Origin of the sequence: Hafnia sp. HMSC23F03 (assembly GCF_001816025.1) — a bacterium.
Classification (GTDB): domain Bacteria; phylum Pseudomonadota; class Gammaproteobacteria; order Enterobacterales; family Enterobacteriaceae; genus Hafnia; species Hafnia paralvei.
This window is the reverse complement of sequence record NZ_KV824234.1, coordinates 150,988-177,201: the sequence shown is the minus strand read 5'-3', so window position 1 is coordinate 177,201 and position 26,214 is coordinate 150,988. Positions and strand designations below refer to the sequence as shown.

Genomic DNA, 26,214 nt, shown 5'->3' with positions numbered 1-26,214 from the left:
AAAGGCCCAAAGGGCCTTTTTAGAATGTGGTATCGATTACTTCAGGCCTTCGGCGGTCAAAGCTGCGTCAACGGCAGGACGAGCAGCGATACGAGCAACATAGCTCACGATGTGTGGATAGGCAGATAGATCGAAGTGCAGCGCCTTAGCCCAACCTAAAACGGTAAACAGATAGGCATCAGCAACGCTGAAACGAGCGCCTAGCAGATAGTTTTGGTTGCTCAGCACACCGTTTAGATAGGTAAACTGCTGTTCCAGCTTCTGGCGCGCAATCGCTTTATATTCGTCCGGCGTTTTCGGATTGAACAATGGGCTGAAGCCTTTATGCAGCTCGGTGGCAATATAGTTCAACCATTCGATGGCGTGATAGCGAGCCAGCGTTCCTGACGGCGCAATGAGATTACGGTCAGGCACCTTATCGGCCAGATATTGCACGATGGCAACGCCTTCGGTCAGCAAGCTACCGTCGTCTAACAACAGGGCAGGCACTTGGCCTTTCGGATTGATCTTCAGAAAGTCTTCACCGTGCTCGGTCTTTTTAGTGGCAAGATCGACGCGCTCAATCGTAAAGTCTAGCCCAGCCTCACGCAAAACAATGTGCGGAGAGAGAGAACAAGCTCCGGCTTTGTAAAACAGTTTCATCAAATACTCCTTGGACGATCCTGAGACAGTTAGATTGTACCCGCCATACTTCGGGCTGCATGTGTGCTAGCTGCATGCCATGCGAATTATTTAGGGCGATAGCTACCGAAAATTCATATTACGGCGACATCGCTCTCTTGTCAGTCATTGCTTTATGTATTTGCAGTTAATTCACGCATAAAAAAAGCATCCCGAAGGATGCTTTTTGGACATAACGTTTAGCGATTAAGCGGTTGCCGCTTCGCGAGCAGTTTCTTCATCGCTGCTTTGAGTCATGCGATTCAGTTTAGGCGCGGTCAGCATCATCAGTACGGCGATAACGGCAGTGACAATACCAATCTGCATAAACACGTGGCTATAGATAGCCAGTGAAGCATGGGCATCTGGTACGTCTGAAGGTACTGCGGTCAGCGCAGCCACTTTACCCGCAATCAGCGCCGCTGCTGCGGTGGTCAGGAACCAAGAGCCCATGATGAAGCCCATCAGGCGCTGTGGAACCAGTTGTGCAACCATAGCCAGACCCAAGCCAGAAATCATCAGTTCACCGATACTCTGCAGCGCATAGCTCAGAATCAACCAGTTCACAGACATAATGCCTTGCTCGTTGGCGAAGGTTGCGCCCCATGGCAGCACCAAGAAGGCACCAGAACAAAGCACCATACCGATAGCAAATTTGTGTGGCATTGGCAGACGGTCACCCATCTTGTTATAGACCGCAGCCAAAATTGGGCTAGCAACCATGATCCAGAATGGGTTCAGAGCCTGATACTGTTCTGGTTCAAATGCGATACCGAGGATAGAGTGCTCAACGTTATGAATGGCGAAGAAGTTCAGCGACGTTGGCATCTGGCTGTACAGCACGAAGAACACCACGGCTTCCAGCATCAACAGGAATGCCACGATCATTTTGCGACGAGCAGCGCCATGCAGAGCGAATGTCTCTTTAGCAAATACCAGAACGATACCCAGAGAGATAATGGCCAGCGCCCAGCGAGCAACGACTTGGTTGTGCAGCAGCCAGTAAGACACACCGATCAGAACCACAATACCGACGAGGGTCATCAGCAGCTTCGTCATGGCTAATGGCTCAAAGTCAGGCTTAGAACCGTGGTCTTTAACCCAGCGACGGCACATCATGAAGTTGACCAGCGTGATCAGCATACCCACAACGCTCAGTGAGAACGCGATGTTCCAGCCATACTGTGCGGCTAACCACGGGGTCGCCAGCATAGAGAAGAAGGAGCCGATGTTGATGGACATATAGTACATGGTAAATGCACCGTCCAAACGTGGATCGTTTTTCTCATAGCAGGTAGACAGCAGGGAGGATGGGTTTGCTTTGAACAAACCGTTACCAACGGCGATAGTCGCCATACCCGCATAAACCCACGTGATGTTGTGGCCAGAGAATGCAACTAAGGCGTAACCGACCGCTAATACCAATGCGCCCAGCACAATGACGCGTTTCGCGCCGAGGACTTTATCACCTAACCAGCCACCGATGGCGACAAAGCCATAGACCAATGCACTGAATGAAGAGAACAGGGTGATAGAGTCGGCTTCGGTCATGCCAAGCATTTTGACCAAATAAACGGCCATAATGCCCTGAAGGCCGTAGTAACCAAAACGTTCCCATAGTTCGATGGAGAAAATCAGGTAGAAAGCTCTAGGCTGCTTAAAGGCGTTAAGACTAACGCTCTCGTCTGCCTTATTACTGTTGTTGTTTGCAGTTGACACAAGTACCTCTAATTTTTCACACCCTATCGAAGACAGGGAAGCAAAAAGTGATGCTGGGAAGCATCCTTTTGCATTGTTATAGGTTGGAAGATCGGGGGTTAATGTTCACTATATGGTGGTCGCTGACAATACCTGAGAAATATTCTGTTACATAAACACAATGCAGAACATCCGCCAGATGTTACAAATGTTATGCAGAGTGAAGCATTGTGTTTTTGACGTTTCCCGAATTAATCTTTTGCTTAAATCATAATCAGAAGGTATTTCGTTATATATTCTGCTATTAAGTAAAAATTCAGCGTGATCAACTGCCATTACTGAAAATGACATTGTTATAATAATGCATAAGTGTTTATATGCATAACTATCCAAAAAATTCACATTTTGTATGGAAACGAGGCTTTTTTGTGGCTTTCTAAATGTGATCTATTTCAAAAAAATGATAAAGAAAAGTCTTGAATTTATCATTGAGTTCGCTTTTGGTGCGTTTTGAGAAAAACAGAGAGCACCGTCACGATTACGAAATACGGAACGGCTTTTGGAAAGTGTATGGATAGGTGTCAACACAAGGTTTAATCGAGGGAGTTGGCACGGGAAAATACCCGTGCTTCATAACAACATTACCCGTTAGGATTCAGGGTAAACTTTTTCTTTAAACTCACATAAATCTTCAATAATGCAGGAGCCGCAGCGCGGTTTACGGGCGATACACGTGTAGCGTCCGTGCAAAATCAACCAGTGATGACAGTCCAGCTTGAACTCTTTGGGCACGACTTTCAGCAGCTTCGCTTCGACTTCATCCACGTTTTTGCCCGGCGCAAAACCTGTGCGGTTACAGACGCGGAAGATATGCGTATCAACGGCGATAGTTGGCCAACCAAAAGCGGTATTCAACACCACGTTGGCCGTTTTTCTCCCTACACCGGGCAACGCTTCCAGCGCCGCACGATTTTCAGGTACTTCGCCGTGGTGTTTATCAAGCAGAATTCGACAGGTTTTAATGATATTTTCTGCTTTGCTGTTATACAGACCGATAGTTTTGATGTACTGCTTGATGCCGTCGACGCCAAGTTCAAGCATCGCCGCGGGCGTATTGGCAACAGGATAGAGCAACGCCGTCGCTTTATTTACGCTGACGTCGGTCGCCTGTGCGGATAGCAGTACGGAAATGAGTAGCTCAAAATGGGTGCTATAGGCCAACTCAGTTGTAGGATGAGGATTGTTCTCTTGTAGCCGCTGAAGGATCAGCGTGCGCTTTTCCTGATTCATAGTGCCTGTTCGCTATTTTTTTCTACGCGGGTCGTCGTGGCCGCAGCCATATTTTGACGCTGAGTCTGACGCGCTTTCATTTTCTGATCAATAACATACTTCAGTGCGAGTAAGAAGCCCAGCCCCAAAAAAGCACCCGGCGGCAGCATGGCAAGCAGGAACGGCGTATCGGTATGGAATACTTCAATGCGTAATGACTTCGCCCAAGAGCCCAGTAACAAATCGGCACCGTTAAACAGCGTACCGTTACCAAATATTTCTCGTAGAGAACCCAGCACAAACAGCGCGCAGGTTGCTCCGAGTCCCATCGCCAATCCATCGATAGCAGAAAGACCTACCGGGTTTTTGGCGGCGTAGGCCTCTGCGCGGCCGATAACAATACAGTTAGTCACGATTAACGGAATAAAGATGCCTAAAGACTGATAGAGACCATAGGCATAGGCATTAATCAGCATTTGCACGGTGCTCACTACCGACGCGATGATCATCACATAAATAGGAATACGAATTTCGTGTGGTACCCAACGGCGCAGGGCGGAGACGGCGCTATTGGTGAAAACTAAGACCAATGTGGTTGCAAGCCCGAGTCCGAGCGCATTCGTGGCGGTAGAGGAAACCGCCAGCAGAGGGCAAAGCCCTAGCAACTGAACTAGCGCAGAGTTGTTTTTCCACAGGCCATTGGCCAGTAACGTTTTGGCTTCACTCATTATTACTCTCCCGTGCTTGTGGGGCAGCGCGGCATCGATTCAAGACGGTCGCGATTCTGTTGCAAGAAAACAGCCGTATGGCGGACTTCATTCACCACTGCCCGTGGCGTGATGGTCGCACCGGTAAACTGATCAAACATACCGCCATCTTTTTTCACAAACCAACGTGGGTCGTTGTCACCTTTAACGACTTGATTACGGAAACTGTTAATCCAGTCAGAGATACGTGCATCGATTTTATCGCCCAGCCCCGGTGTTTCATGGTGTTCTAGAACACGAACGCCCAATACTTTTCCTGCGAAATCGGCGGCAACCAGCAACTGAATGGCTCCGGAATAGCCATCAGGCGCGGTAGTTTCAACCGCGGCGGCTACCGGCACGCCGTCTTTGCGCGCCAGATATAAATGGTGCGGCGCTGTAGAACCTAAACTTTTATCAGTGACAACGTAACATTCGTGCTGTAGCTCGTTGTTATACATCTCCGCTGGCAGCACCTGATCAAACAGCTGTTTCTGCTGTAGTTCAGCCTGATGGGCGATGGTGTCTTTCGTTAACTCATTAACCACGGCGGTGAGGCCGGTGGCTAAAACCGCAAATAGCGCCAGCGTGGTGCCGTGACGGCGCATAGTTGAAAGCATGGTAACTCCTCAGCGATGTCCGTAAGCGCGCGGCTTGGTGTAATGGTCGATCAGTGGCACGGTAATGTTTGCCAGCAGCACGGCAAAGGCGACGCCGTCTGGGTAGCCACCGTAAGTACGAATAATCCAGACCAGTGCGCCAATCAGTCCGCCGAAAATCAGACGTCCACGCGGGGTTGTCGAGGCTGTCACGGGATCGGTAGCAATAAAGAAAGCGCCTAGCATGGTGGCACCAGAGAACAGCTCTAGCATTGGAGGCACCGCGCTGTGTGGTGCAAAGTAGCCTCCGAGAGTCGAGCAGACGGCCAGTGCCACGATGAAGCTGACGGGGATCTGCCAATGGATCACGCCACGCAATAGCAAAATAATGCCGCCTAGCAGGAAACCGGCGTTAATCCACTGCCAGCCGAGTCCCGCAAACTCGCCTTGATATATCGGCTGATGCAGGATTTCAACCACGCTATGACCTGAGCGTAACCCGGTCTTAAAGCTATCTAGCGGTGTGGCTTGGCTCACGCCATCGGCTGTTTGAATCAATTGATGGATAACCGCTCCGTCAGCGGTATGACCGCTGAATATCAGCATCAGGGTATCATTCAGATCCAGTGGTGCGGTCATCAAACTTTCTGGCGGTAGCCAAGTTGTCATCTGTACGGGGAACGAAATCAGCAACACAACATAGCCGATCATGGCCGGGTTAAACGGATTTTGCCCAAGACCACCATACAACTGTTTTGCAATAATAATCGCAAAGGCAGTACCAAGAACCACCATCCACCAAGGTGCAAGCGGCGGCAAGCTGATGCCTAGCAGCAAGGCAGTGAGCAGGGCGGAGTTATCTCCCAGCGTCTTGGCGATATTTTTCTGACGCAGGCGTAACACTAGCCCTTCGGTGAGGAGCGCGGTCACAATGGCTAATGCACACTGGATCAGGTTGCCATAGCCAAAGAAATAGGCCTGTGCGGCAATACCGGGAATACAGGCGAAAATGACCCACAGCATAATACGCTGCGTGGATTGTTGATTATGAGTAAAGGGTGAGCTGGCGATTCTAAAAGCCATTTAATCCTCATTAACCGCAGCGGATGCTTGCGCGGCCTGTTTCGCTTTTACACGGGCAATAGCTGCTGCAACAGCGGCCTTGCGCGGATCTTGTTCGGTGGCGGCATCTTCTGTCGATGGCTCCACAGGGTTTGCTTTTGCTTCCTGAGCGGATTTCTTGGCTTTCGCTCGCGCAATGGCGGCAGCAACCGCAGCTTTGCGAGGATCGACTTCGGCGGGGCTATCGGCCTTTTCTTCAGACTGATTTGCCCCATCCTGCAAGCCCGCCTTTTTCGCCTTGGCGCGAGCAATTGCAGCGGCAATAGCGGCCTTTCTCGGGTCAGCTGATGCTTCAGTTGGAACCACGATATTTTTAGCCTCGCCGTTTACTGCGGCTATGCTGGACGACGAGCTGTCCTGCGCGGCCTTTTTGGCTTTAACGCGGGCGAGCGCTGCGGCCACGGCGGCTTTACGCGGATCGACATCGGTGTTAGCCGTAGTGGCGACCGTATCAGACGCGACTTCCTGTTTACGCTCACGGGCTAAAGCCTTGCGAGCCTCACGTTCGGCGCGGATGCTGTTATCTTCCTGTTCGTTATTGAACGGATGGATTGAACTAATTCCGCTCGCCTGTTCTTGACGCTGTTTCACACGAGCGACGGCGGCTTGCACGGCGCTTTGATCGCTTTCGCTTACTTTGACCGCAGACTGTTTATGACGCAGTTCGCGCGCGGCTTTTTCACGCGCCAAGCGAGCTTGACGAGCTTCGAAGCGTTCTTTGGCCTGAGCCGCACGTGCCGCCTCTTGATCGGCGGCCTTAATTTCGGCTTTCTCTTGGCGGTAGTATTGCACCAATGGAATGCTGCTCGGGCAGACATAGGCGCAGGCGCCGCATTCGATACAGTCGAACAGATGATGCTGACGCGCCTTTTCATGCTCTTTGCCGCGGCTAAACCAATAGAGCTGCTGTGGCAGAAGGCCCGCAGGGCAGGCATCTGCGCATTGACTACAGCGAATGCAGGCCTGTTCCTCTTCGGCTTCGTCAAATTCATTCTTTGACGGTGCCAAAATACAGTTACTGATTTTTACGATGGGTACGCTGAGATGAGCGAGGGTAAAGCCCATCAGTGGGCCGCCCATAATCACCATTGGGGTTCGATTCTGTGCTTCAAACTCACCGGCTTGCAGCAGATGCTTAACCGGCGTACCTAACCGAGCCCATACGTTGCCCGGTTTTTTCATCAATTCACCGGTCAGCGTAACAACACGTTCAATCAACGGCTCACCGTTAATGATGGCGCGTTTGATGGCGTACACGGTTCCTACGTTTTGCATCAAGACGCCGATAGATGCTGAGTGTTTACCGAATGGAACTTCCATACCCGTAAGGATCTTGGTCAGCTGTTTTGCCCCGCCGGAAGGGTATTTGGTTGGGATGACGCGCAGCTTGATATCGTCATGCCCTTTAAGGGCTTTCTTAAGCGCCACTATCGCTTCGGGCTTATTATCTTCGATGCCAATTAACGTGCGTTTGGGCGTCAAAATGTGGCCAAGAATTTCACAGCCGAGAATGATTTCATCGGCGTGCTCACGCATCAGGCGATCGTCGGCGGTGATATAGGGTTCGCATTCGGCGGCGTTGATGATGAGCGTTTCAACTTTGCCGTAACCCCCTTCGAGTTTATTTCCGGTTGGGAAGCCCGCGCCGCCCAAGCCTGCGATACCGGCTTGGTGGATCAGGTGCGTTAACGTCAGCGGGGATTCAGCCTGAAAATTCGCGACGGGATTTAGCTCTCCCCAGCGATCCTGATTGTCTGGGATCAGGGTGACGCAAGGTTCACGCAGACCTGACGGATGCGCCGTGACCTGAGGCGCGATCGCGCTGATAACACCGGACGTTGAGGCGTGCACCGGCAAATTCCGGCCGGTTCCGCGGGTTAATGGTTGGCCCTTCATCACGTGTTGGCCGACTTTCACCAGCAGCTCACCTTCCTGCCCAATATGCTGTTGAAGAGGAATAATCAACATCGGAGGAAGCGAAACGTGGCGCAGCGGAACATGGCTAGACGGATGCTTCATTTCAGGTGGATGAATTCCCCCTTTGAAGTCCCACAACTTGTCTTTTTTCAACGCTGCAAACAGATTAAACATGGTGTTCTACTTCACATTCATTGGTAGAAATGGCATTGACGGTAATGGTTCTCACCGGAATGGTGTTCAGATCCCACTTCCAGTTCGCGGTGGTTGTCGGCACAGGCACGAGCGTGATGCAGTCGGTCGGACAAGGGGCAACACATAAATTACAGCCAGTGCAAAGATCGCTAACCACGGTATGCATTGCGCGCGTCGCGCCGACGATAGCGTCAACGGGGCAGGCCTGAATGCATTTGGTACAGCCGATGCAGTTTTCTTCGTCGATTAAAGCCACTTGGCGTACTGACTCAACCTGTGCGGCGTCACCCTCTAACGGCTGAGGATCAACCGCCAGCAGCTCAGCGATTTTTAACATCACCTGTTCGCCACCCGGAGCACATTTATTGATGTTTTCGCCGCCGGAAATGGCTTCGGCATAAGGACGGCAGCCTGGATAGCCGCATTGGCCACACTGGCTTTGCGGTAAAATAGCGTCGATTTGCTCAACGATAGGGTCGGCATCGACTTTAAAACGGCGCGCGGCAAAGCCGAGCACGATGCCGGAAACGAGCGCAATAGCACCGACGGCAGCAATAGCAATCCACAACGACGACATTAGAATTTCACCAACCCGGTAAAGCCCATAAACGCAAGCGACATCAATCCGGCGGTAATCAGTGCAATGGAGGAACCACGGAACGGCGCAGGAACGTCGGCCACGGCAAGACGTTCACGAATAGCGGCAAACAGTACCATCACCAACGAGAAACCTGCAGCGGCGCTAAAACCGTAAACGGCTGACTGCATAAAGTTATGCGATTGGTTTACGTTGAGCAGGGCAACGCCAAGCACCGCGCAGTTGGTGGTGATAAGTGGAAGAAAAATGCCCAGCAGACGATACAGCGCAGGGCTAGTTTTACGTACCACCAATTCGGTGAACTGCACCACGACGGCAATCACCAAAATAAACGTGAGGGTACGCAAATACTCCAGCGCCAACGGCACCAGAATGAATTCATTGACGGCCCATGCACAAACAGAAGCAAGGGTCAGTACAAACGTGGTGGCCAGCCCCATACCAATGGCCGTCTCCAGCTTTTTAGACACACCCATGAACGGGCATAAGCCGAGAAACTTAACTAACACAAAGTTATTGACCAGAACGGTACCGACCAGTAACAGCAAATAATCGGTCATCAGACTCTACCTAGCATCAAACTTATACCTAACTTCAAACAAAAACCTAACCAGAAAACCATGTGTGCCAAGAAATGCCGTCGTATTATCGGGGCTCAGCCGCATGACGACAACAGATCAAGTACAAGGTTATTCGATTTCCTACGAATTAACTCGAACGAGGGCGCACTCCGTGCCGACTCATCTCTATCTCAGCGGCGATAAAACGCGTTATTGCTCAATAAACGTATCCCGCACGCGGCGAGAACGTTTGATATAAGGAACAAACACTGCAGCCGCCAGTAGAGGGATCACCATATTGCGAACCGCCGCCGCGTCGGTCACCGGCGAGAATGCAAAGGTTCTGATCGCAAGCAGCACCATCACTAACAGCCACAACACGAAAAACTTAGGGAAACGGCGCGAGCGCTTACCAAAGAGATACAGGTTAAACAGCGTAAATGCCCAAATCGCAATGGTGATCACAAATGATAGCGTCCACTGCGAGGAAAACACCGGGCTATGCGAGAACAGCTGGCTGCGGCTTGCTGGTTGCACGACCATCATCACAAAGATGATCATCATTAGGCTGGATGATAGTAAGGAGACAATCATATAAGCCAGTGGAGCAACCAGCCAACCACCGATGCGTTTAGTATTCATAACGATCCCCTTCATGTTTAGCCTTTTTAACTGTGCTATTAACGTCAAGTATGACGGGTATGCACTATTTTAGCGTTACGCATCATACAGGCTAATGACAAAACCATCATCGATATCGTGCTGCCGTGGCGCTATTTGGCTACGACATGCACGAAATGATAAAATTTCATCCGTTCAGCGACGAAATTAATTCAATCCAGTAATGTTTCCGCTTTCGTCTATATCAATATGACGATAGGCTGGCAGGGTGCTTAGCCCTGGCATCGTCATAATGTTACCGGCATAAACACGAATAAAACCGGCTCCAGCCGATACTTTCAAATCGGTTACGGGGACGATGAAATCCTGCGGGACATTTTTTAACGCGGGATCGGCGCTGATTGAAAGCGGAGTTTTTGCCATACACAGTGGAAGGTGGCCAAATCCAGCCAATTGAAGCTGTTGTAGCTGTGCTTCAGCTTCAGGCGTGAGCTCCGCACGAAGCGCGCCGTAGCCCTTTTTCACTAAGGTTTGTAGCTTATCGGCCAGCGACATCTCGTTAGGATAGAGTAGGGTTACCTCACCATTTACTCGACAGGCTGCGGTCACGCATTCTGCCAGCTGTGCGGTGCCTTTGCCCCCCGCGGAAAATGCGTCGCTGATTTCAACGCCGAACGCACCCTGTTCAATGGCAAATTTGCGAATGAAATCTAGCTCTTCAGCGCTATCTTCTGGGAAGCGGTTAATGGCGACCACCACCGGTAATCCATAACGTGCCGCGTTGCCGATGTGCCAGCCCAAATTGCTAGCACCTTCTGTCAGCAACGGCAGATTCGGATGCTTGACCTCTTCAGGCAGCGATTGCCCCGGCTTCATGTTGAACTTACCGCTGTTGGCTTTCAAACTACGCAGCGTCGCCACCAGCACTACGCAGGATGGCTTAATGCCAGACTGGCGACACTTGATATTAAAGAATTTTTCCATTCCCATATCAGAGCCAAATCCGGCCTCGGTGACAACATAATCTGCGAGCTGTAACGCTAAGCGATCGGCAAGCACCGACGAGTTGCCGTGCGCAATATTGGCAAATGGACCTGCATGGATCAGAACGGGCGTATTTTCGCTGGTTTGCATCAGCGTGGGATGGATCGCCTCTTTCATCAACACCGCCATGGCGCCGGCAACTTCTAAATCTTCGGTAGTGATGACGTGACCCTGTAACGTATAGCCCAAAATAATCTGCCCGATGCGTTGACGCATATCAGCCAAACTCTCAGACAAAGCCAAGATCGCCATGAGCTCTGACGCGGCGGTAATATCGAATCCATCATGACGAGGTACGCCGTTGTTGCCGCCTCCGACACCGATATCAATGCTACGCAGGGCGCGGTCATTATGATCGATAACGCGTTTCCACAGGATTCGCTCTGGATCGATATCTAAGCGCTGGAGGCCGGTATGCTCGGTGAATTTCTCACCCAGACGCTGTTCGTGAAACAGACGTGCATCCAACGCCGCCGAAGCCAGATTGTGCGCTGCGGTAATGGCGTGGATGTCACCGGTGAGGTGGAGATTGAGCTGCTCCATAGGCAACACCTGAGCCACGCCGCCACCGGCTGCGCCGCCTTTAACGCCAAAAACGGGACCTAAGCTAGGCTGACGGATACATGCGACCGCTTTTTGACCAATATAGTTGAGCCCCTGGCTCAAGCCTATCGTGGTCACCGTTTTCCCTTCTCCTAACGGGGTGGGGGTGATACTGGAGACCAACACCAACTTGCCGGTTCCGGCCTCTGGTTTGATGGCTTTGATATCGATTTTTGCCGCATAGTGGCCATAAGGGATCAGCCATGCCGATGCTATTCCCAACTGCTGTGCGATTTGGGCGATAGGTTTTAACTGCGGAACGGAAGAAGCGTGTATCTGTTCGGAGAGGGACGTCATGGGGTCGTGATCCTTGCAAAAACAGGTAAAGGCAAACAAGTTGATGGCGGTGATTATAGGCTATCGGACAGCACACTCAATGGAGAATACCGTCCGAACCCATGTTTAAACGAAGAGTGTCTCATGCCACGCAAACGATTACTCTGCGAGAAATCAATTTTGTGGCAGCAGGTATTTGCCCAAGGTAACCAACAGCACGGCAGCGATGATCACACACAGCGCCAGCCATTCTGTTGATGACAGCATTTCACCGCCTAGCCCCGTACCGAGCAATACGGCTACCACGGGGTTGACGTACGCATAGCTGGTGGCAACGGCAGGACGCACGTTACGGATCAAGTACATATAGGCGCTGATGGCAATCAGGGAACCGAAAATTGCCAGATAGCTTACCGCGAGGATCCCTTGCAGGCTGGGCATTTGAGTCATTCGTTCACCGGCGATCGCGCTGGCAATGAGTAACACAATACCCGCCGTCAGCATTTCGACGGCACCCGCCATAAGTCCTGCGGGGAGTTCAACGCGAGAACCCCACACGGAGCCAAAGGCCCACGTCATGGAACCCGCAAGGATCAGCAAAGCCATCCAAGGGTTTCCGCTTAGATGCCCGCCGCTGTTGAGTAAGATGATGCCGCAGAGGCCAATGGCAATACCTAACCACTCAAGCCAGCGCGTAGGCATTCCGTACATGCGGCTAAAGCACAGGGTGAAAAGGGGGACGGTGGCGACCATCACCGCGGCGATGCCGGATGGAACATCCTGATGTTCGGCGACGGTAACGGCACCATTGCCCGCCGCTAACAGCAAAATGCCAATAATAGCGGCGTTAAGCAACGGGCGTCCGCTGGGCATTTTATGTCCGCGTAAACGCAGGAACGTCAGCATCACAAGGCCTGCACAGAGGAAGCGAACGCCTGCCATCATTAGGGGTGGCCAGCTCTCAACGCCAAGGCGAATCACAAAATAGGTTGATCCCCAAATAATATATAGAGCAAATAATGAGCCGATCAGCGGAAGAAAAGTGGCAGTACGAGAGCGCATATTAAGCAGATTCCTTGGCAAAAATAAGCAGCCAGTAAACGCTAAAATGAGCAACGGAAGAACTCTTTTCTCATGCCGTTTACTTATTAACAAGGCGTGTTTGAACGTATTTGGCTATAAGTCAGCAGGGGGGCGGTCAAGGGAGCACAGCATGAAAATCATAGCGGTAATTCAAGCGGTTACTAGGGGCTGAGTCATCAGCCCAACCCAGCCAAATGTTAGGTAGTTTGTGACTGAATAAAGTTTATTGCACGTAGTGCCAGATCTCTTTTGGGACGCAGCCAACATCATATAAACGCCCACCGCTGGCTAATTCAGCTCGGCGATGATCGGCGGCACGGTACATATTAATAATTTCGGCATCATCATTCAGTGAATAATTAAGATGGTCAAACAATTTTTCTAAGCTTTCCAGAGTGCTCACCCGGCGAAATTTTAGCAAATAGTCGGTTACTGTCATTTTTTATGTTTTCATCAACAAGAGGAATTTCAGAAGAGCAGCCAGTATATGTAGGGAAATCCATCTGTCTAGTACAATAATAGTGATATTCGTTACATAAACTAAAAAATGATTATTGCCAATATAGTCACAGAGCTAAGTATTTGCAGGGTGATTTACCATTAACTTAATGAAAATATGATGATAATTTTGTTTTTCCATGCGGTGTGGGATATTTAAATATCGCTTTTAGCGTATATTGTTTAAATATTGGATATTTATGTCCTAAATAATGTTAGCTGCGTTGAGGCGGTCGTGATTATCATCACTAGACCGCCTTTTGCTACTTGATTTAATTAGTTTGTAAGAATCGATTATTTACGATTCAACGTGTAGTACATTTCATTCCAACGGATTTCATTTTTAAATGCTGGCAACGTGGTAGCATTATCAATAAGCAGGAATTCGATATTGTGCATCTCCGCATATAATCGCAGATACTCCACGTCCAGCGCTTGTGTAAATACGGTATGATGTGCACCACCAGCTAAGATCCAGGCTTCCGCTGCGGTGGCCAACGACGGTTGCGCTTTCCAGATCGCTCGAGCAACAGGAAGTTTTGGTAAATCGCGTGGCTGTTCTACGGTATCAACACAGTTCACCAGCAAACGGAAGCGATCGCCCATATCTATCAGGCTCGCATTTAGCGCAGGTCCGGCAGGTGTAGCAAACAGCAGTCGGGCGGGATCGGCTTTGCCCCCGATGCCCAGATGCTGAACGTCAAGCAATGGTTTTTCTTCTTTGGCAATGGACGGGCATACTTCCAGCATGTGTGAACCGACAACCAGATCGTTGCCCGGCTGGAAGTTATAGGTGTAATCCTCCATGAAAGAGGTACCGCCTTTAAGACCGCTGGCTATCACTTTCATAATGCGCAGCAGTGCGGCGGTTTTCCAATCGCCTTCGGCACCGAAACCATAACCTTTTTGCATTAGGCGTTGGCAAGCTAAGCCAGGTAGTTGTTTCAGACCGTATAAATTTTCAAAGGTTGTGGTAAAGGCATGGAAGCCCCCTTGCTGGAGAAAACGTTCAATCCCTAATTCTAGACGTGCGGCATCGAGCAAATTCTCGCGTTTTGCGCCGCCGCTTTTCACTGCGTCCGTTAGGATGTAACTCGCTTCATACTCTTCAACCAACGTATTAATATCATTGTGGTTGACTTCGTTCACGACCTGTTCGAGATCGCCCAGCGCATAGCCGTTGACGCTATAGCCAAATTGAATTTGAGCGCTAACTTTATCACCTTCGGTGACGGCCACTTCGCGCATATTGTCACCAAAGCGCGCAACTTTCAGATGTTGGCTTTCGTGGCGTGCGGCAGAAACACGCATCCAGCGAGCGATACCTTCTAGCGCCTGAGGATCTTCCCAATGCCCGGCTACCACGCTGTGCTGTTGCCGCATACGCGCGCCAATAAAGCCGAACTCGCGGCCGCCGTGCGCGGTTTGATTCAGGTTCATAAAGTCCATATCCATGGTGTCCCATGGGATCTGAGCATTGAACTGAGTGTGGAACTGGAGCAGGGGTTTCTCAAGACGACGCAAACCGTTGATCCACATTTTGGCCGGAGAGAACGTGTGTAACCACACTAGCAGGCCAAGACAGCTATCTTGATAGTTAGCATCACGGCAGAGAGCCGTGATTTCAGCCGGCGTGGTAGCCAGTGGTTTTTGCACTAATTTCACAGGCAGACCCGCCTGATTCAAAGAGCTGACGACTTTCTCAGCCTGCTCCTTGACTTGTTGCAGTGTCCGCTGACCATAGAGATGCTGACTGCCAATAACAAACCACACTTCGCTTTGTTTGAACTGTTGCATGATGACTCCGTGAATACTGAATTAAATTAATGTCTTTCTGCCGCGTAGCAGGGCTCTGCGTGCGTACACCATTGTTGATAACGTTCGTAAAGCTGCTGGAAACGCACCACGCGTTCGGGATCGGGCTGGAGAGTGCGCTCGACTTGGCTCGCCATATTTTGTTGGGCGGAGGCGATGTCTGGATAGGTTCCTGCGGCGACGGCTGCAAAAATTGCGGCACCCAGCGCGCAGCACTGATCTGAGGCGACGATTTGTAGTGGGCGATTCATCACATCGCAGCACACCTGCATAATCACGGGGGATTTACGTGCAATCCCGCCTAGCGCCAACACGTTTTCCACGGGAACACCCTGATGCTCAAAGCACTCCATAATGGCGCGAGCACCAAAGGCGGTGGCGGCAATAAAACCACCGAACAGGGTTGGGGCATCGGTGCCTAGGTTAAGGTCGGTGATAACGCCTTTCAGACGCTGATTAGCGAAAGGGGTGCGGCGACCGTTGAACCAGTCCAGAACGACAGGGAGATGGTTGAGGTGGGGATCTTTTGCCCATGCTTCAGTGAGCGCGGGCAGCAAGTTTTTCACTGATTCTTCGAGCTGAGCAGCTAATTCTGGATGCTGTTTGGCGGTTTGCAACAACGGCCATGTGAGTAGGCGGCTGAACCAAGCATACATATCACCAAAGGCTGACTGTCCCGCTTCCAAACCGACATAGCCCGGCACAACGCTACCGTCGACTTGTCCACAGATCCCCGCAATGGTGCGATCGCCAATTCGCTCTTGCTCGGCAATCAAAATGTCGCAGGTTGAAGTACCAATCACTTTCACCAGCGTATAAGGTTGAGCGCCAGCGCCAACGGCACCCATATGGCAATCAAATGCGCCGCCCGATAGCACGACGTCAGTCGTCAGACCTAAACGTTGCGCCCACTCCGCACTGAGTTTTCCTACGGGCAAATCGGCGGTGTAGGTTTCGGTAAACAGCGGTTGTTGCAGTTTCTCACTCAGGCAGGTGTCCAGCGCGTCGAGGAAATCTCGTGGCGCAACGCCTCCCCATGAGGGATGCCAAAGCGCTTTATGCCCGGTGCTACAGCGTCCGCGTTTCAGGTGCTGCGGCTGCTTTTCACCACACAGCAGCGCGGGAACCCAGTCACAGAGCTCAATCCAAGAAACAGCCGATTGGCGTACGGCACGATCTTCGCGGGTGACATGCAGAATTTTTGCCCAGAACCATTCAGAGGAATAAACGCCGCCGATGTAGCGGGTGTAGTCGGGAAACTCACCGCTACGGCATAAGCGGTTAATTTCTTCGGCTTCTTCAATCGCGGTGTGATCTTTCCACAGCACGAACATCGCGTTGGGGTTGTTGGCAAATTCGGGCAACAGCGCCAGTACGTCTCCCTCTTCATTAATCGGGGCGGGCGTTGAGCCCGTTGAATCAACCCCAATACCGACGACCGCGGCTCGCTGTTCCTCACTCATCCGCGCAACGACTGCCTTAATCGCGGTTTCCAGCGATTCAATATAGTCGAGAGGATGGTGGCGGAACTGGTTGGCAGGTGCATCGCAAAACAGTCCTTGTTTCCAGCGCGGATAGTAAACCACTTCCGTATCTAATTCTTGACCAGTCACACAATCTACGGCGAGCGAACGAACGGAGTCGCTACCAAAATCCAGCCCGATTGCTATGGGATTTGCATGCATTCCCTCTCTCCTATCTATATAGATTTCACTGCTAACCAAAATAGGAAATAGAGGCGGTGAACTGTGAGGATGGCTTAGCTACAAGTATGCATTTTTCAGCTACAACACCGAAGAGTGTGATGGTCATCAAAAGTTATCATTGTTACGAATTTGCTAAATATATGCATAAAATAGCTGTAATTTTCTGGTGTGATTTTGCTCTCTATTTGTTCATCCATTAGCCGCTACAACTTAGCTCGTCTCACATAAGGTCCCTACATTGCAGTGAAATATCGCGCTATTTGGTATTTGCTGCTCAACTGCCCCTGAATTCGTACACACAGAGTGGTTTTGTTATCCGATGCGGTATTGCCTCGTTGGCATGACAAATCTGCTACATAAGAATGACGAAACTGGAGATTGTAAATATGCATAAATTCACTAAGGCTCTGGCCGCCATTGGATTGGCCGCCGTTATGTCACAATCCGCTATCGCAGAAAGCATGAAACTCGGTTTTCTGGTTAAACAACCGGAAGAACCCTGGTTCCAAACCGAATGGAAATTTGCCGATAAGGCTGGCAAAGATTTGGGCTTTGACGTGATCAAAATCGCTGTTCCAGACGGTGAAAAAACGTTGAACGCTATTGATAGCCTCGCTGCCAGCGGTGCTAAAGGCTTTGTTATCTGTACGCCCGATCCCAAGCTAGGGCCTGCCATTATGGCCAAAGCGCGGAGCTACGATCTTAAAGTTATTGCCGTGGACGATCAGTTTGTAAACGCCAAAGGAAAACCGATGGAAAGCGTTCCATTGGTGATGATGGCGGCTAGCGAAATTGGTGCGCGTCAAGGGCAGGAACTGTGGAAGGAAATGAATAAGCGGGGTTGGAAAGTCGACGAAACGGGAGTCATGGCGATCACGGCGGATGAGTTAGATACCGCTCGCCGTCGTACCACCGGTTCGATGGATGCGCTGAAGGCGGCGGGTTTCCCAGAGAAACAGATCTACAAAGTGCCAACGAAATCCAATGATATTCCCGGCGCCTTTGATGCGGCTAACTCTATGTTGGTTCAATACCCAAAAGTTAAAAACTGGCTGATCGTGGGGATGAACGACAACACGGTATTGGGCGGCGTGCGTGCGACAGAAGGACAGGGCTTTAAGGCTGATAACGTGATTGGCATCGGTATCAACGGCGTGGATGCGGTGAGCGAATTGTCCAAGGCAAACCCAACCGGCTTCTTCGGCTCGCTGCTGCCGAGCCCGGATATTCATGGCTATAAAAGCATCCAAATGTTGAACGACTGGGTGACCAAAGGGACGGAGCCGGCCAAGTTCACCGCGGTGACCGACGTCGTCTTGATTACGCGCGACAATTTCAAAGAAGAGCTGCAGAAGAAAGGGCTGTAAGCCACGCAGAGAGCGGCGACTGCCGCTCTAACCACCTTTTGTTGACTACTTTAGCCACCGCTAGGTTAGCTATCGGTGGCAAGGAGAGCGTTTATGACCTCCAACGTACCCTATCTGGAATTCCGTCATATCGGGAAAACATTTCCTGGGGTGAAGGCGCTGGATGATATCAGCTTTAGCTGTCAGGCCGGACAGATCCACGCCTTGATGGGTGAGAACGGCGCAGGTAAATCCACACTATTGAAAATACTGAGCGGCAGTTACACGCCAACACAGGGCGAGATCTATCTTAAGGGCCAGCCGGTTCAATTTAACAAAACCACCGATGCGCTTGATGCTGGTGTCGCCATTATTTATCAGGAACTGCACTTAGTGCCTGAAATGACGGTGGCAGAAAACATCTATTTAGGCCAACTGCCCGCGAAAAAGGGCTTCGTGAATAACTCATTGCTCAACTATGAAAGCCGTTTGCAGCTAGAGCACTTGGGTTTAGATATTGATCCACAAACGCCGCTGAAATATCTCTCAATTGGACAGTGGCAGATGGTGGAAATTGCCAAAGCCTTGGCACGTAATGCCAAAGTGATTGCATTTGATGAGCCTACCAGTTCGCTCTCTTCGCGTGAAATTGAACAGCTGTTTCGCGTGATTCGCGAGCTGCGCGCTGAAGGTCGGGTGATTATCTATGTTTCGCATCGCATGGAAGAAATTTTTGCCTTAAGCGATGCGATTACGGTTTTTAAAGACGGCAAATACGTCAAAACCTTCGATGATATGCAGCAGGTCAACCATGACTCATTAGTGCAGGCGATGGTGGGGCGTGACTTGGGGGATGTTTATGGTTATCAGCCGCGTGAGCACGGACCTATTCGCTTAGAGGTGAAAGACGTGGTGGCCCCTGGTGTCAAACACCCGGTTTCGTTACAGGTTAAACAGGGTGAAATTGTTGGCCTGTTTGGTCTGGTCGGTGCGGGTCGCAGCGAATTGATGAAAGGGTTGTTTGGTGGCACCAAGATAACGCAGGGACAGGTCATTCTCGACGGAAAAGATATGCAAGTGGGAAGCCCTATTGATTCTATCCGTCAGGGCATGATGCTGTGTCCCGAAGATCGCAAGGCCGACGGCATTATTCCGGTTCACTCAGTGCGTGAAAATATCAATATCAGCGCTCGCCGCAACGCGCTGACCGCAGGCTGCCTCATTAATCATCAATGGGAAGTGGAAAACGCCGACAAACGCATTGATGCACTCAATATCAAAACGCCCAGCCCTGAGCAGCTAATTATGAATCTTTCCGGTGGTAACCAGCAAAAGGCGATTTTAGGACGCTGGCTTTCAGAAGACATGAAGGTCATTTTGCTCGATGAACCGACACGCGGCATCGACGTCGGTGCGAAGCATGAAATCTATCATGTTATCTACCAACTGGCGCGGCAGGGAATTGCCGTTCTGTTTGCCTCGAGTGATTTGCCCGAAGTGTTAGGTTTAGCCGACCGCGTTATCGTGATGCGCGAAGGCGAAGTGTCGGGTGAACTATTACGTCGCGAAGCAAGCGAGGCCAAAGCCTTAGCGCTTGCGATGCCACGCACATCAACCTCATCTCATGCGGCCTGAAAATACGTCTAGGAGCAGAATTATGTCGAGTGTTACTTCTACGCCGGCGACGGCAAAATCAGGAAACAAAGGGCTAAACCTCAGTCGCATTTGGGATAGTTATGGCATGTTGGTGGTATTTGCCGCGCTATTTATTGCCTGTTTGATTTTTGTGCCTAACTTTGGCTCATTTATCAACATGAAGGGGCTTGGCCTAGCCATCTCCATGTCGGGAATGGTGGCCTGCGGGATGCTTTTTTGCCTGGCCTCTGGCGACTTTGACCTTTCCGTTGCCTCGGTTATTGCCTGTGCGGGTGTGACTGCTGCGGTTGTGATTAATATGACCGAAAGCCTGTGGATCGGCATATTTGCAGGCTTGCTGCTGGGGGCATTATGCGGCTTCGTTAACGGCTTTGTGATTGCGCGTCTGAAAATTAATGCGCTGATTACCACGCTTGCCACCATGCAAATTGTGCGCGGTTTGGCATACATCATTTCTGATGGTAAAGCGGTCGGTATTGAAGACGAGCGTTTCTTTGAGTTGGGATACGCGAACTGGTTGGGGCTGCCTGCGCCTATTTGGATCACCGTGGCCTGTTTTATCCTGTTTGGCTTTCTACTGAACAAAACCACGTTTGGCCGCAATACGTTAGCGATTGGTGGGAACGAAGAGGCTGCGCGTCTGGCCGGTGTTCCTGTGGTTCGCACTAAAATCATTATCTTTGTGCTGTCAGGGCTGGTTTCAGCCGCAGCGGGGATCATTTTGGCCTCGCGCATGACCAGCGGTCAGCCAATGACGTCTATCGGCTATGAGCTGATTGTGATCTCTGCCTGTGTGTTGGGCGGTGTGTCACTCAAAGGCGGAATCGGTAAAATTTCTTATGTTATCGCGGGTGTGTTGATTTTGGGTACGGTCGAGAATGCGATGAATTTGCTGAATATTTCGCCGTTCTCCCAATACGTGGTACGTGGCGTGATTTTGCTTGCCGCGGTTATTTTTGACCGTTACAAGCAGCTTGCTAAAAAGACCAGTGCCTAATAGAGACAGACGGAAAATTCCTGTTATTCATCGGAATGGAAGCGCCATAGGTGATGATTATTCGATATTAATTACAAGTAATTATTAATCTGCTTCACAGTTTTACAGCAATGTTGAGCAGCGTTCGCGCTGCTCTGTAAACTGGCAGCAGAGGTAGACATTGTATGGGAGGGACGATGTACCAACGTTTAACGCAGGATCCACAGCCAAATCCGCTTTTGCCGGGGTATAGCTTTAATGCTTATCTGGTCGCAGGGTTAACCCCAATTATCGCCGGTGGTCCATTAGACTTCTTTATCGATCGTCCTGAAGGAATGAAAGGGTACATCCTGAATTTGACGATCAAAGGCCAAGGGCGCATTTTCAGCGGCAAAGACGGTGAAGAAACGTTAGACAGCAAGCCGGGAGAGCTGCTGCTGTTTCCTCCGAAGGCGAGTCACTATTATGGACGTTCATCAGAAAGCGACTGCTGGTATCACCGTTGGGTCTATTTCCGCCCTCGCGCTTACTGGGCCGATTGGCTTGAGTGGCACAGTCAGGTTAATGGCGTAGGGCATATGGTTCTCCCCGAAAATACGCTGCTGGAGTTTGACCGTCTCTTTGCCAATATTGAGCAGACGCATAAATCAGGTCGACGCTTTGCGGAAGAGTTAGCGATGAATTTGCTCGAACGCCTTCTGCTGCGCGCGATGGAAGAGGATCCGCAGGCGCCGCAGCGCATCATGGACGCCAGAATTATCGAGGCCTGCCAGTTTATCACCGGCAATTTAGCCGATGAACTTCGCATCGAAGACGTTGCCAAACACGTTTGCTTATCGCCGTCGCGTTTGGCGCATCTGTTTCGTGAGCAGGTTGGGGTGAACATTCTACGCTGGCGTGAGGATCAGCGGGTTATTCGTGCCAAACTGTTGTTGCAAACCACGCAGGAGCCGATAGCCACCATCGGGCGTGTCGTTGGCTATGACGATCAGCTCTATTTTTCACGCGTGTTCCGCAAGCGCGTCGGCGTGAGTCCAAGTGATTACCGTCGTCGCAACCATGAGGTGAATGACTCTTCTTCAATGAGTGCCGGAGAGCGACGCCAGAGTGAGCGACAAAGTACATTACTACGAGTGTGACACTGTCACTTTTAAATCATGCGAGATATCAAATGGAATTGACTAACAAGCTGTTGCCCATTTTGCTGGCTGGATTTCTATTACCGAACACGGTATTGGCGGCGAAAACCTTAAAATATAGCGATCATGAAGCATTAGGCGGTGCACGTACTCAATTTATCAATGACGTATTTTTCTCGTCTATTGAAAATGAATCTCATGGCCGCCTGAAAATCGAGTCCCACTGGGGCGGAGAGCTCGGCGCTGGCTATGATGCATTGGCACTGGTTGGGCAGGGAACGAAAGCGGATATGGCGATTGTCGTGCCTGAGTACACGGCAAAACAGCTGCCATTGCATCAGATTTTCAAAAGCTTTCCAGTGGGGCCAGCCGCTGATCGGCAGGTGGAATTTTTTCGCCGTGTTTATACACAGCTCCCCGCTTTTCCGCTAGAGCTTGAGAAGAATAACGTTGTAAACCTGTATTTTGCCACCGGTTATCCCGTGGCTTTCTTTAGTACCAAACCAATGAAGTCTTTGGCGGATGTCAAAGGCGGCACATGGCGCTCGGCCAGTTTTTGGCATCAGGATTTTCTAACCAATGCGGGCGCTAAGGCGGTGACGATGCCTTGGGGTGACCAAACTCGTCAAGCGCTTCAGTCTGGTGCATTGGATGGCATTATGGTGAACGTGGACAGCGGATACGACGTTGATGCGCATAAAACATCGCCTCATATACTGATATCTAAAAATTTATGGTTAGGGCATATCTATCTGTTAGTAATGAATAAAAACACTTGGGATGGACTCGAAAAGCAAGATCAGGAGGCCATCCAGCGGGCTGCCGAAATTGCTTATAAAACACAGGGAGCGGTCATGGACAGTAGCCTGACCGCCCAGATTGCTGATATGCGTCAAGAGGGCGCAAAAGTGCAATTTCTATCCACGGATCAGTTGCAGCAGTGGAAAACGCTCTCTCGATATCAGGAAGTGCAGGAAAATTGGCTAAAAGAGCAAGAAAATGCCGGTGTGAAAGATGCAGGCGCAACCATGCTGAAAGTGTCCCAGATGATAAACGACGCAATGAAAGAATAGGCGATCTCTATTTTTCGCGTGGCGTCTTGATCGTCGATATTGTGCTGAACGCTAATGCAACACGCTGATTGTTGCATTAGCCAGTCTGTATACCTGCCTAATAATTGCTCTTCTAATCAGAACAGCACTCAGTCTTCTTGCTCATCTCACCAAAACACGTTATCAAATAGCAGCATCATAATATTTCGATAACAATATATATGTTGAAGAGATGGTTTTACTTCATCTTTTATCCTTTCTAATTGCTTAGGGCAGCGAGGTTTTGTATGGCGGATTCAATTCGTGTAGGACTGGTCGGCTATGGTTTTGCCGGTAAAACGTTCCACGCGCCGCTGATAGCCGGTACGCCCGGTCTGGAATTGGCGGCGATTTCAAGCAGCGATGCGCAGAAAGTTCTTGCTGACTGGCCGGGGATGATGGTCGTTGGTGAACCAGGGCAGCTGTTTAGCGATCCTTCCATTGATTTAATGGTGATCCCAACGCCGAATCTCACCCATTATCCGTTGGCTAAGCAGGCGCTGTTGGCGGGTAAACATGTGGTCGTGGATAAGCCATTTACGGTGAATCTGCAAGAGGCGCGAGAGCTGGAGATGTTAGCCAAACAGCAGAAACGATTGTTGTCAGTCTTTCATAACCGCCGCTGGGACAGTGATTTCCTGACGGTGAAAACCTTGCTGTCTGAAGGCGCTCTGGGCGATGTGGTTCAGTTTGAATCTCACTACGATCGTTTCCGTCTGGAAGTGCGCGACCGCTGGCGTGAAAAAGTCGGCGCAGGGAGTGGGATCTGGTTCGATCTTGGCTCGCATCTGCTTGATCAAGCTCTACAGCTTTTCGGTAAGCCGCAAAGTCTGCTCGCTGACCTGTGCGCAATGCGCCCAAACTCGCAAACCACCGACTATTTCCATGCGATTTTATACTATTCTGACAAGCGCATTATTTTGCATGGCAGCATGGTGACTGCGGCAGAAACGCCGCGCTATGTGATTCATGGCACGAAAGGAAGCTACATCAAACATGGATTAGATCCTCAGGAGGATCGTCTTAAGGCGGGCGAGCGTCCACCGCAGGCGGATTGGGGCTACGACATGCGCGATGGCGTATTAACCTTGGTTCAAGATGACATGATGGCAGAGCAGTCGTTGCTAACTATCCCAGGTAATTATCCGGCGTATTATGCGGGTATTCGCGATGCAATCAACGGTGACGGTGAGAATCCGGTACCGGCCTCGGAGGCCATTACCGTTATGGAGCTGTTAGAGCTTGGACAAGAATCATCGTTGCAGCAAAGGGCGCTGCCGCTTCCTGCTTGAGACGATGCTGATACTTGTTGTTGATATTACCTAGCGTATTTTCGTATTGGCCTTCTTCTCTGAGTTGTTAATACTAGGGAAGAAGGCTTTGTTTTTTATAAAACTATATGTATTCGCACATTTTTCGGTAAGGGAAGTTGAGTTATGTCTTGGCTGCAACGTTTGCGTATTGATAAGTTTTTGCTGGTTTTGATTACGGTGGTGATTTTGGCATCGCTGTTCCCGTGCGAGGGGATCTATAAAACGATCTTCGAGCACCTCACCACGGCGGCTATTGCGTTGCTGTTCTTTATGCATGGCGCCAAGCTGTCACGCGACGCAATCGTTTCAGGAATGGGGCATTGGAAACTGCATCTGGTGGTGTTTCTCAGCACCTTTGCATTATTCCCGCTGCTGGGGCTGGCCTTGAATGTGGTGGTGCCAAATCTGTTAAGTCCTGCATTGTACCTTGGTTTCCTCTACCTATGTGCTTTGCCTGCGACGGTTCAATCAGCGATTGCCTATACGTCGATGGCGGGCGGTAATGTGGCCGCGGCTATTTGCAGTGCTTCCGCGTCAAGTATTTTAGGCGTATTCCTTTCGCCGTTGCTGGTGGGACTGTTGATGCATACGCAGGGCGGAGAGACTGACACCCTGCATGCCATTGGCGCGATTATTCTGCAACTGATGGTGCCGTTTGTTATTGGTCATCTGTCGCGTCCGCTGATTGCTAAGTGGGTCGAGCGTCATCGTAAGCTGATTAATATTACCGACCGGTCTTCCATTCTGCTGGTGGTCTATACCGCGTTTAGCGAGGCTGTGATCGAAGGGATTTGGCACCAGATTGACGGCTGGTCACTGCTGTCGATTGTGGTGTTCTCAACCATTCTGTTGGCTATTGTGCTGGTGATAAACACCTTTGCAGCGCGTTGGCTAGGCTTTAATACCGCTGACGAAATCACCATTGTTTTCTGTGGCTCCAAGAAAAGCTTGGCGAACGGTATCCCGATGGCGAATGTGCTGTTTCCTGCATCAACGGTAGGCATGATGGTTCTGCCGCTGATGATCTTCCACCAAATCCAACTGATGGTGTGCGCAGTGCTAGCACAGAGATATGTCAATCGGGCGAAGGCGAAGAAGGTATTAGAGGAAAGTGAAGGGTGAAAAGGGGATTTTGTTTCGTGCGTTGGTTGGCAAGTGCGTTGCTCCGGTTTGGAACGTCAATATCCTATGGGATTGCAGTGAAATATTTCGTTCGCCTATCAGCAAATGCGTTTCTATGACACCGCTGGCGAAGGCGACCGATGAGAGCCCCGTTGCGCGGGGGCTCTCAACTCGCGCGCTTTTATCCGAGACGCCATTTCCGCTCCGGTTTGGTATCGCCCATCCCGGGCGCCCCAAACTCCGCCGATACATCCCTGTATCGGCGGCTCTCCCTACGAATACTTAAGCTAAAAACCGTCCATGCTTTTTGTTTTGATTTTGACCTTTTTCGGCACATTACCGGACAGCCGAGTGAATCATGCAGGTTAGGATTCGCCGATTGATATCGGCGAAAGAACGACGGAGGCATGGATGCCGATTGTCGTTCGTTCCGTCAAGACCGGAATGATGAAACGAGGGAACCCGCGTAGCGGGCTGGGAGGGAGTGCCAAGCCTGGATGCAAGGCGGTGGCGATTGAGCCGCCTTGCTCGGACGCCTACACAAATAATTATGTAGAAAGC

At 50.6% G+C, this 26,214-nt stretch carries 22 protein-coding genes; 7 read left to right on the top strand and 15 right to left on the bottom strand.

The window, feature by feature from the left end:
* Window positions 1-36: 36 nt before the first annotated feature.
* The 15 genes from gstA to HMPREF3091_RS17305 form a co-directional block, all read right to left on the bottom strand.
* On the bottom strand, window positions 37-642 hold the full coding sequence (gene gstA / locus HMPREF3091_RS17375; RefSeq protein ID WP_070717479.1) for a glutathione transferase GstA: 606 nt from the start codon (window positions 640-642) through the stop codon (window positions 37-39).
* A 225-nt stretch (window positions 643-867) separates the two neighbouring features.
* Entirely contained in the window at window positions 868-2,379 is a 1,512-nt protein-coding gene (gene dtpA / locus HMPREF3091_RS17370) for a dipeptide/tripeptide permease DtpA (protein WP_004095131.1), read from the bottom strand.
* Window positions 2,380-3,006: 627 nt separating this feature from the next.
* Complete coding sequence (nth, locus tag HMPREF3091_RS17365; protein ID WP_070717477.1) at window positions 3,007-3,648, bottom strand: endonuclease III; 642 nt, start codon at window positions 3,646-3,648, stop codon at window positions 3,007-3,009.
* Window positions 3,645-4,355 carry an electron transport complex subunit E gene (locus tag HMPREF3091_RS17360; protein WP_004095136.1) on the bottom strand — a complete coding sequence of 237 codons (711 nt, stop codon included), beginning with the start codon at window positions 4,353-4,355 and terminating at the stop codon, window positions 3,645-3,647. Before HMPREF3091_RS17360 ends, nth begins: the two co-directional genes overlap by 4 nt.
* A 2-nt stretch (window positions 4,356-4,357) precedes the next feature.
* The gene (gene rsxG, locus HMPREF3091_RS17355) at window positions 4,358-4,993 is read right to left on the bottom strand and encodes an electron transport complex subunit RsxG (RefSeq protein ID WP_035503870.1); all 636 of its coding nucleotides are present in this window, start codon (window positions 4,991-4,993) and stop codon (window positions 4,358-4,360) included.
* Between the two features lie 9 nt (window positions 4,994-5,002).
* A complete protein-coding gene (gene rsxD, locus HMPREF3091_RS17350) occupies window positions 5,003-6,055 on the bottom strand; it encodes an electron transport complex subunit RsxD (RefSeq protein WP_070717472.1) in 1,053 nt (350 codons plus the stop codon).
* A complete protein-coding gene (gene rsxC, locus HMPREF3091_RS17345; protein ID WP_070717469.1) occupies window positions 6,056-8,185 on the bottom strand; it encodes an electron transport complex subunit RsxC in 2,130 nt (709 codons plus the stop codon).
* Window positions 8,178-8,783, bottom strand: a complete 606-nt coding sequence (gene rsxB, locus HMPREF3091_RS17340; RefSeq protein ID WP_070717466.1) for an electron transport complex subunit RsxB — start codon at window positions 8,781-8,783, stop codon at window positions 8,178-8,180. Before rsxB ends, rsxC begins: the two co-directional genes overlap by 8 nt.
* Window positions 8,783-9,364, bottom strand: a complete 582-nt coding sequence (gene rsxA / locus HMPREF3091_RS17335) for an electron transport complex subunit RsxA (RefSeq protein ID WP_004095142.1) — start codon at window positions 9,362-9,364, stop codon at window positions 8,783-8,785. Before rsxA ends, rsxB begins: the two co-directional genes overlap by 1 nt.
* 210 nt (window positions 9,365-9,574) lie before the next feature.
* Window positions 9,575-10,006 carry a DUF2569 domain-containing protein gene (locus HMPREF3091_RS17330; RefSeq protein ID WP_210403570.1) on the bottom strand — a complete coding sequence of 144 codons (432 nt, stop codon included), beginning with the start codon at window positions 10,004-10,006 and terminating at the stop codon, window positions 9,575-9,577.
* A 186-nt stretch (window positions 10,007-10,192) separates the two neighbouring features.
* Entirely contained in the window at window positions 10,193-11,929 is a 1,737-nt protein-coding gene (locus tag HMPREF3091_RS17325; protein WP_070717460.1) for a formate--tetrahydrofolate ligase, read from the bottom strand.
* Between the two features lie 153 nt (window positions 11,930-12,082).
* Window positions 12,083-12,970, bottom strand: a complete 888-nt coding sequence (gene yedA / locus HMPREF3091_RS17320; RefSeq protein WP_070717457.1) for a drug/metabolite exporter YedA — start codon at window positions 12,968-12,970, stop codon at window positions 12,083-12,085.
* 244 nt (window positions 12,971-13,214) lie between these two features.
* Entirely contained in the window at window positions 13,215-13,430 is a 216-nt protein-coding gene (ydgT, locus tag HMPREF3091_RS17315) for a transcription modulator YdgT (protein ID WP_004095150.1), read from the bottom strand.
* 353 nt (window positions 13,431-13,783) lie between these two features.
* Entirely contained in the window at window positions 13,784-15,286 is a 1,503-nt protein-coding gene (gene araA / locus HMPREF3091_RS17310) for an L-arabinose isomerase (protein ID WP_070717454.1), read from the bottom strand.
* 26 nt (window positions 15,287-15,312) lie between these two features.
* Window positions 15,313-16,989 carry a ribulokinase gene (locus HMPREF3091_RS17305; RefSeq protein WP_070717452.1) on the bottom strand — a complete coding sequence of 559 codons (1,677 nt, stop codon included), beginning with the start codon at window positions 16,987-16,989 and terminating at the stop codon, window positions 15,313-15,315.
* A gap of 407 nt (window positions 16,990-17,396) precedes the next feature.
* Between HMPREF3091_RS17305 and HMPREF3091_RS17300 the strand changes: the two genes are divergently transcribed.
* The 7 genes from HMPREF3091_RS17300 (at window position 17,397) to HMPREF3091_RS17270 (ending at window position 25,653) form a co-directional block, all read left to right on the top strand.
* Entirely contained in the window at window positions 17,397-18,377 is a 981-nt protein-coding gene (locus HMPREF3091_RS17300) for an arabinose ABC transporter substrate-binding protein (protein WP_035503873.1), read from the top strand.
* A gap of 93 nt (window positions 18,378-18,470) precedes the next feature.
* A complete protein-coding gene (araG, locus tag HMPREF3091_RS17295) occupies window positions 18,471-19,991 on the top strand; it encodes an L-arabinose ABC transporter ATP-binding protein AraG (RefSeq protein WP_070717448.1) in 1,521 nt (506 codons plus the stop codon).
* Between the two features lie 22 nt (window positions 19,992-20,013).
* Window positions 20,014-21,009, top strand: a complete 996-nt coding sequence (gene araH / locus HMPREF3091_RS17290; RefSeq protein WP_070717445.1) for an L-arabinose ABC transporter permease AraH — start codon at window positions 20,014-20,016, stop codon at window positions 21,007-21,009.
* Between the two features lie 176 nt (window positions 21,010-21,185).
* On the top strand, window positions 21,186-22,127 hold the full coding sequence (araC, locus tag HMPREF3091_RS17285; RefSeq protein ID WP_070717441.1) for an arabinose operon transcriptional regulator AraC: 942 nt from the start codon (window positions 21,186-21,188) through the stop codon (window positions 22,125-22,127).
* 32 nt (window positions 22,128-22,159) lie between these two features.
* A complete protein-coding gene (gene dctP / locus HMPREF3091_RS17280) occupies window positions 22,160-23,200 on the top strand; it encodes a TRAP transporter substrate-binding protein DctP (protein ID WP_070717437.1) in 1,041 nt (346 codons plus the stop codon).
* 266 nt (window positions 23,201-23,466) lie between these two features.
* Entirely contained in the window at window positions 23,467-24,510 is a 1,044-nt protein-coding gene (locus HMPREF3091_RS17275) for an oxidoreductase (protein WP_070717435.1), read from the top strand.
* 144 nt (window positions 24,511-24,654) lie between these two features.
* Window positions 24,655-25,653, top strand: coding sequence for a bile acid:sodium symporter family protein (locus tag HMPREF3091_RS17270; RefSeq protein ID WP_004095172.1), 999 nt, complete (start codon window positions 24,655-24,657; stop codon window positions 25,651-25,653).
* Window positions 25,654-26,214 lie beyond the last annotated feature (561 nt).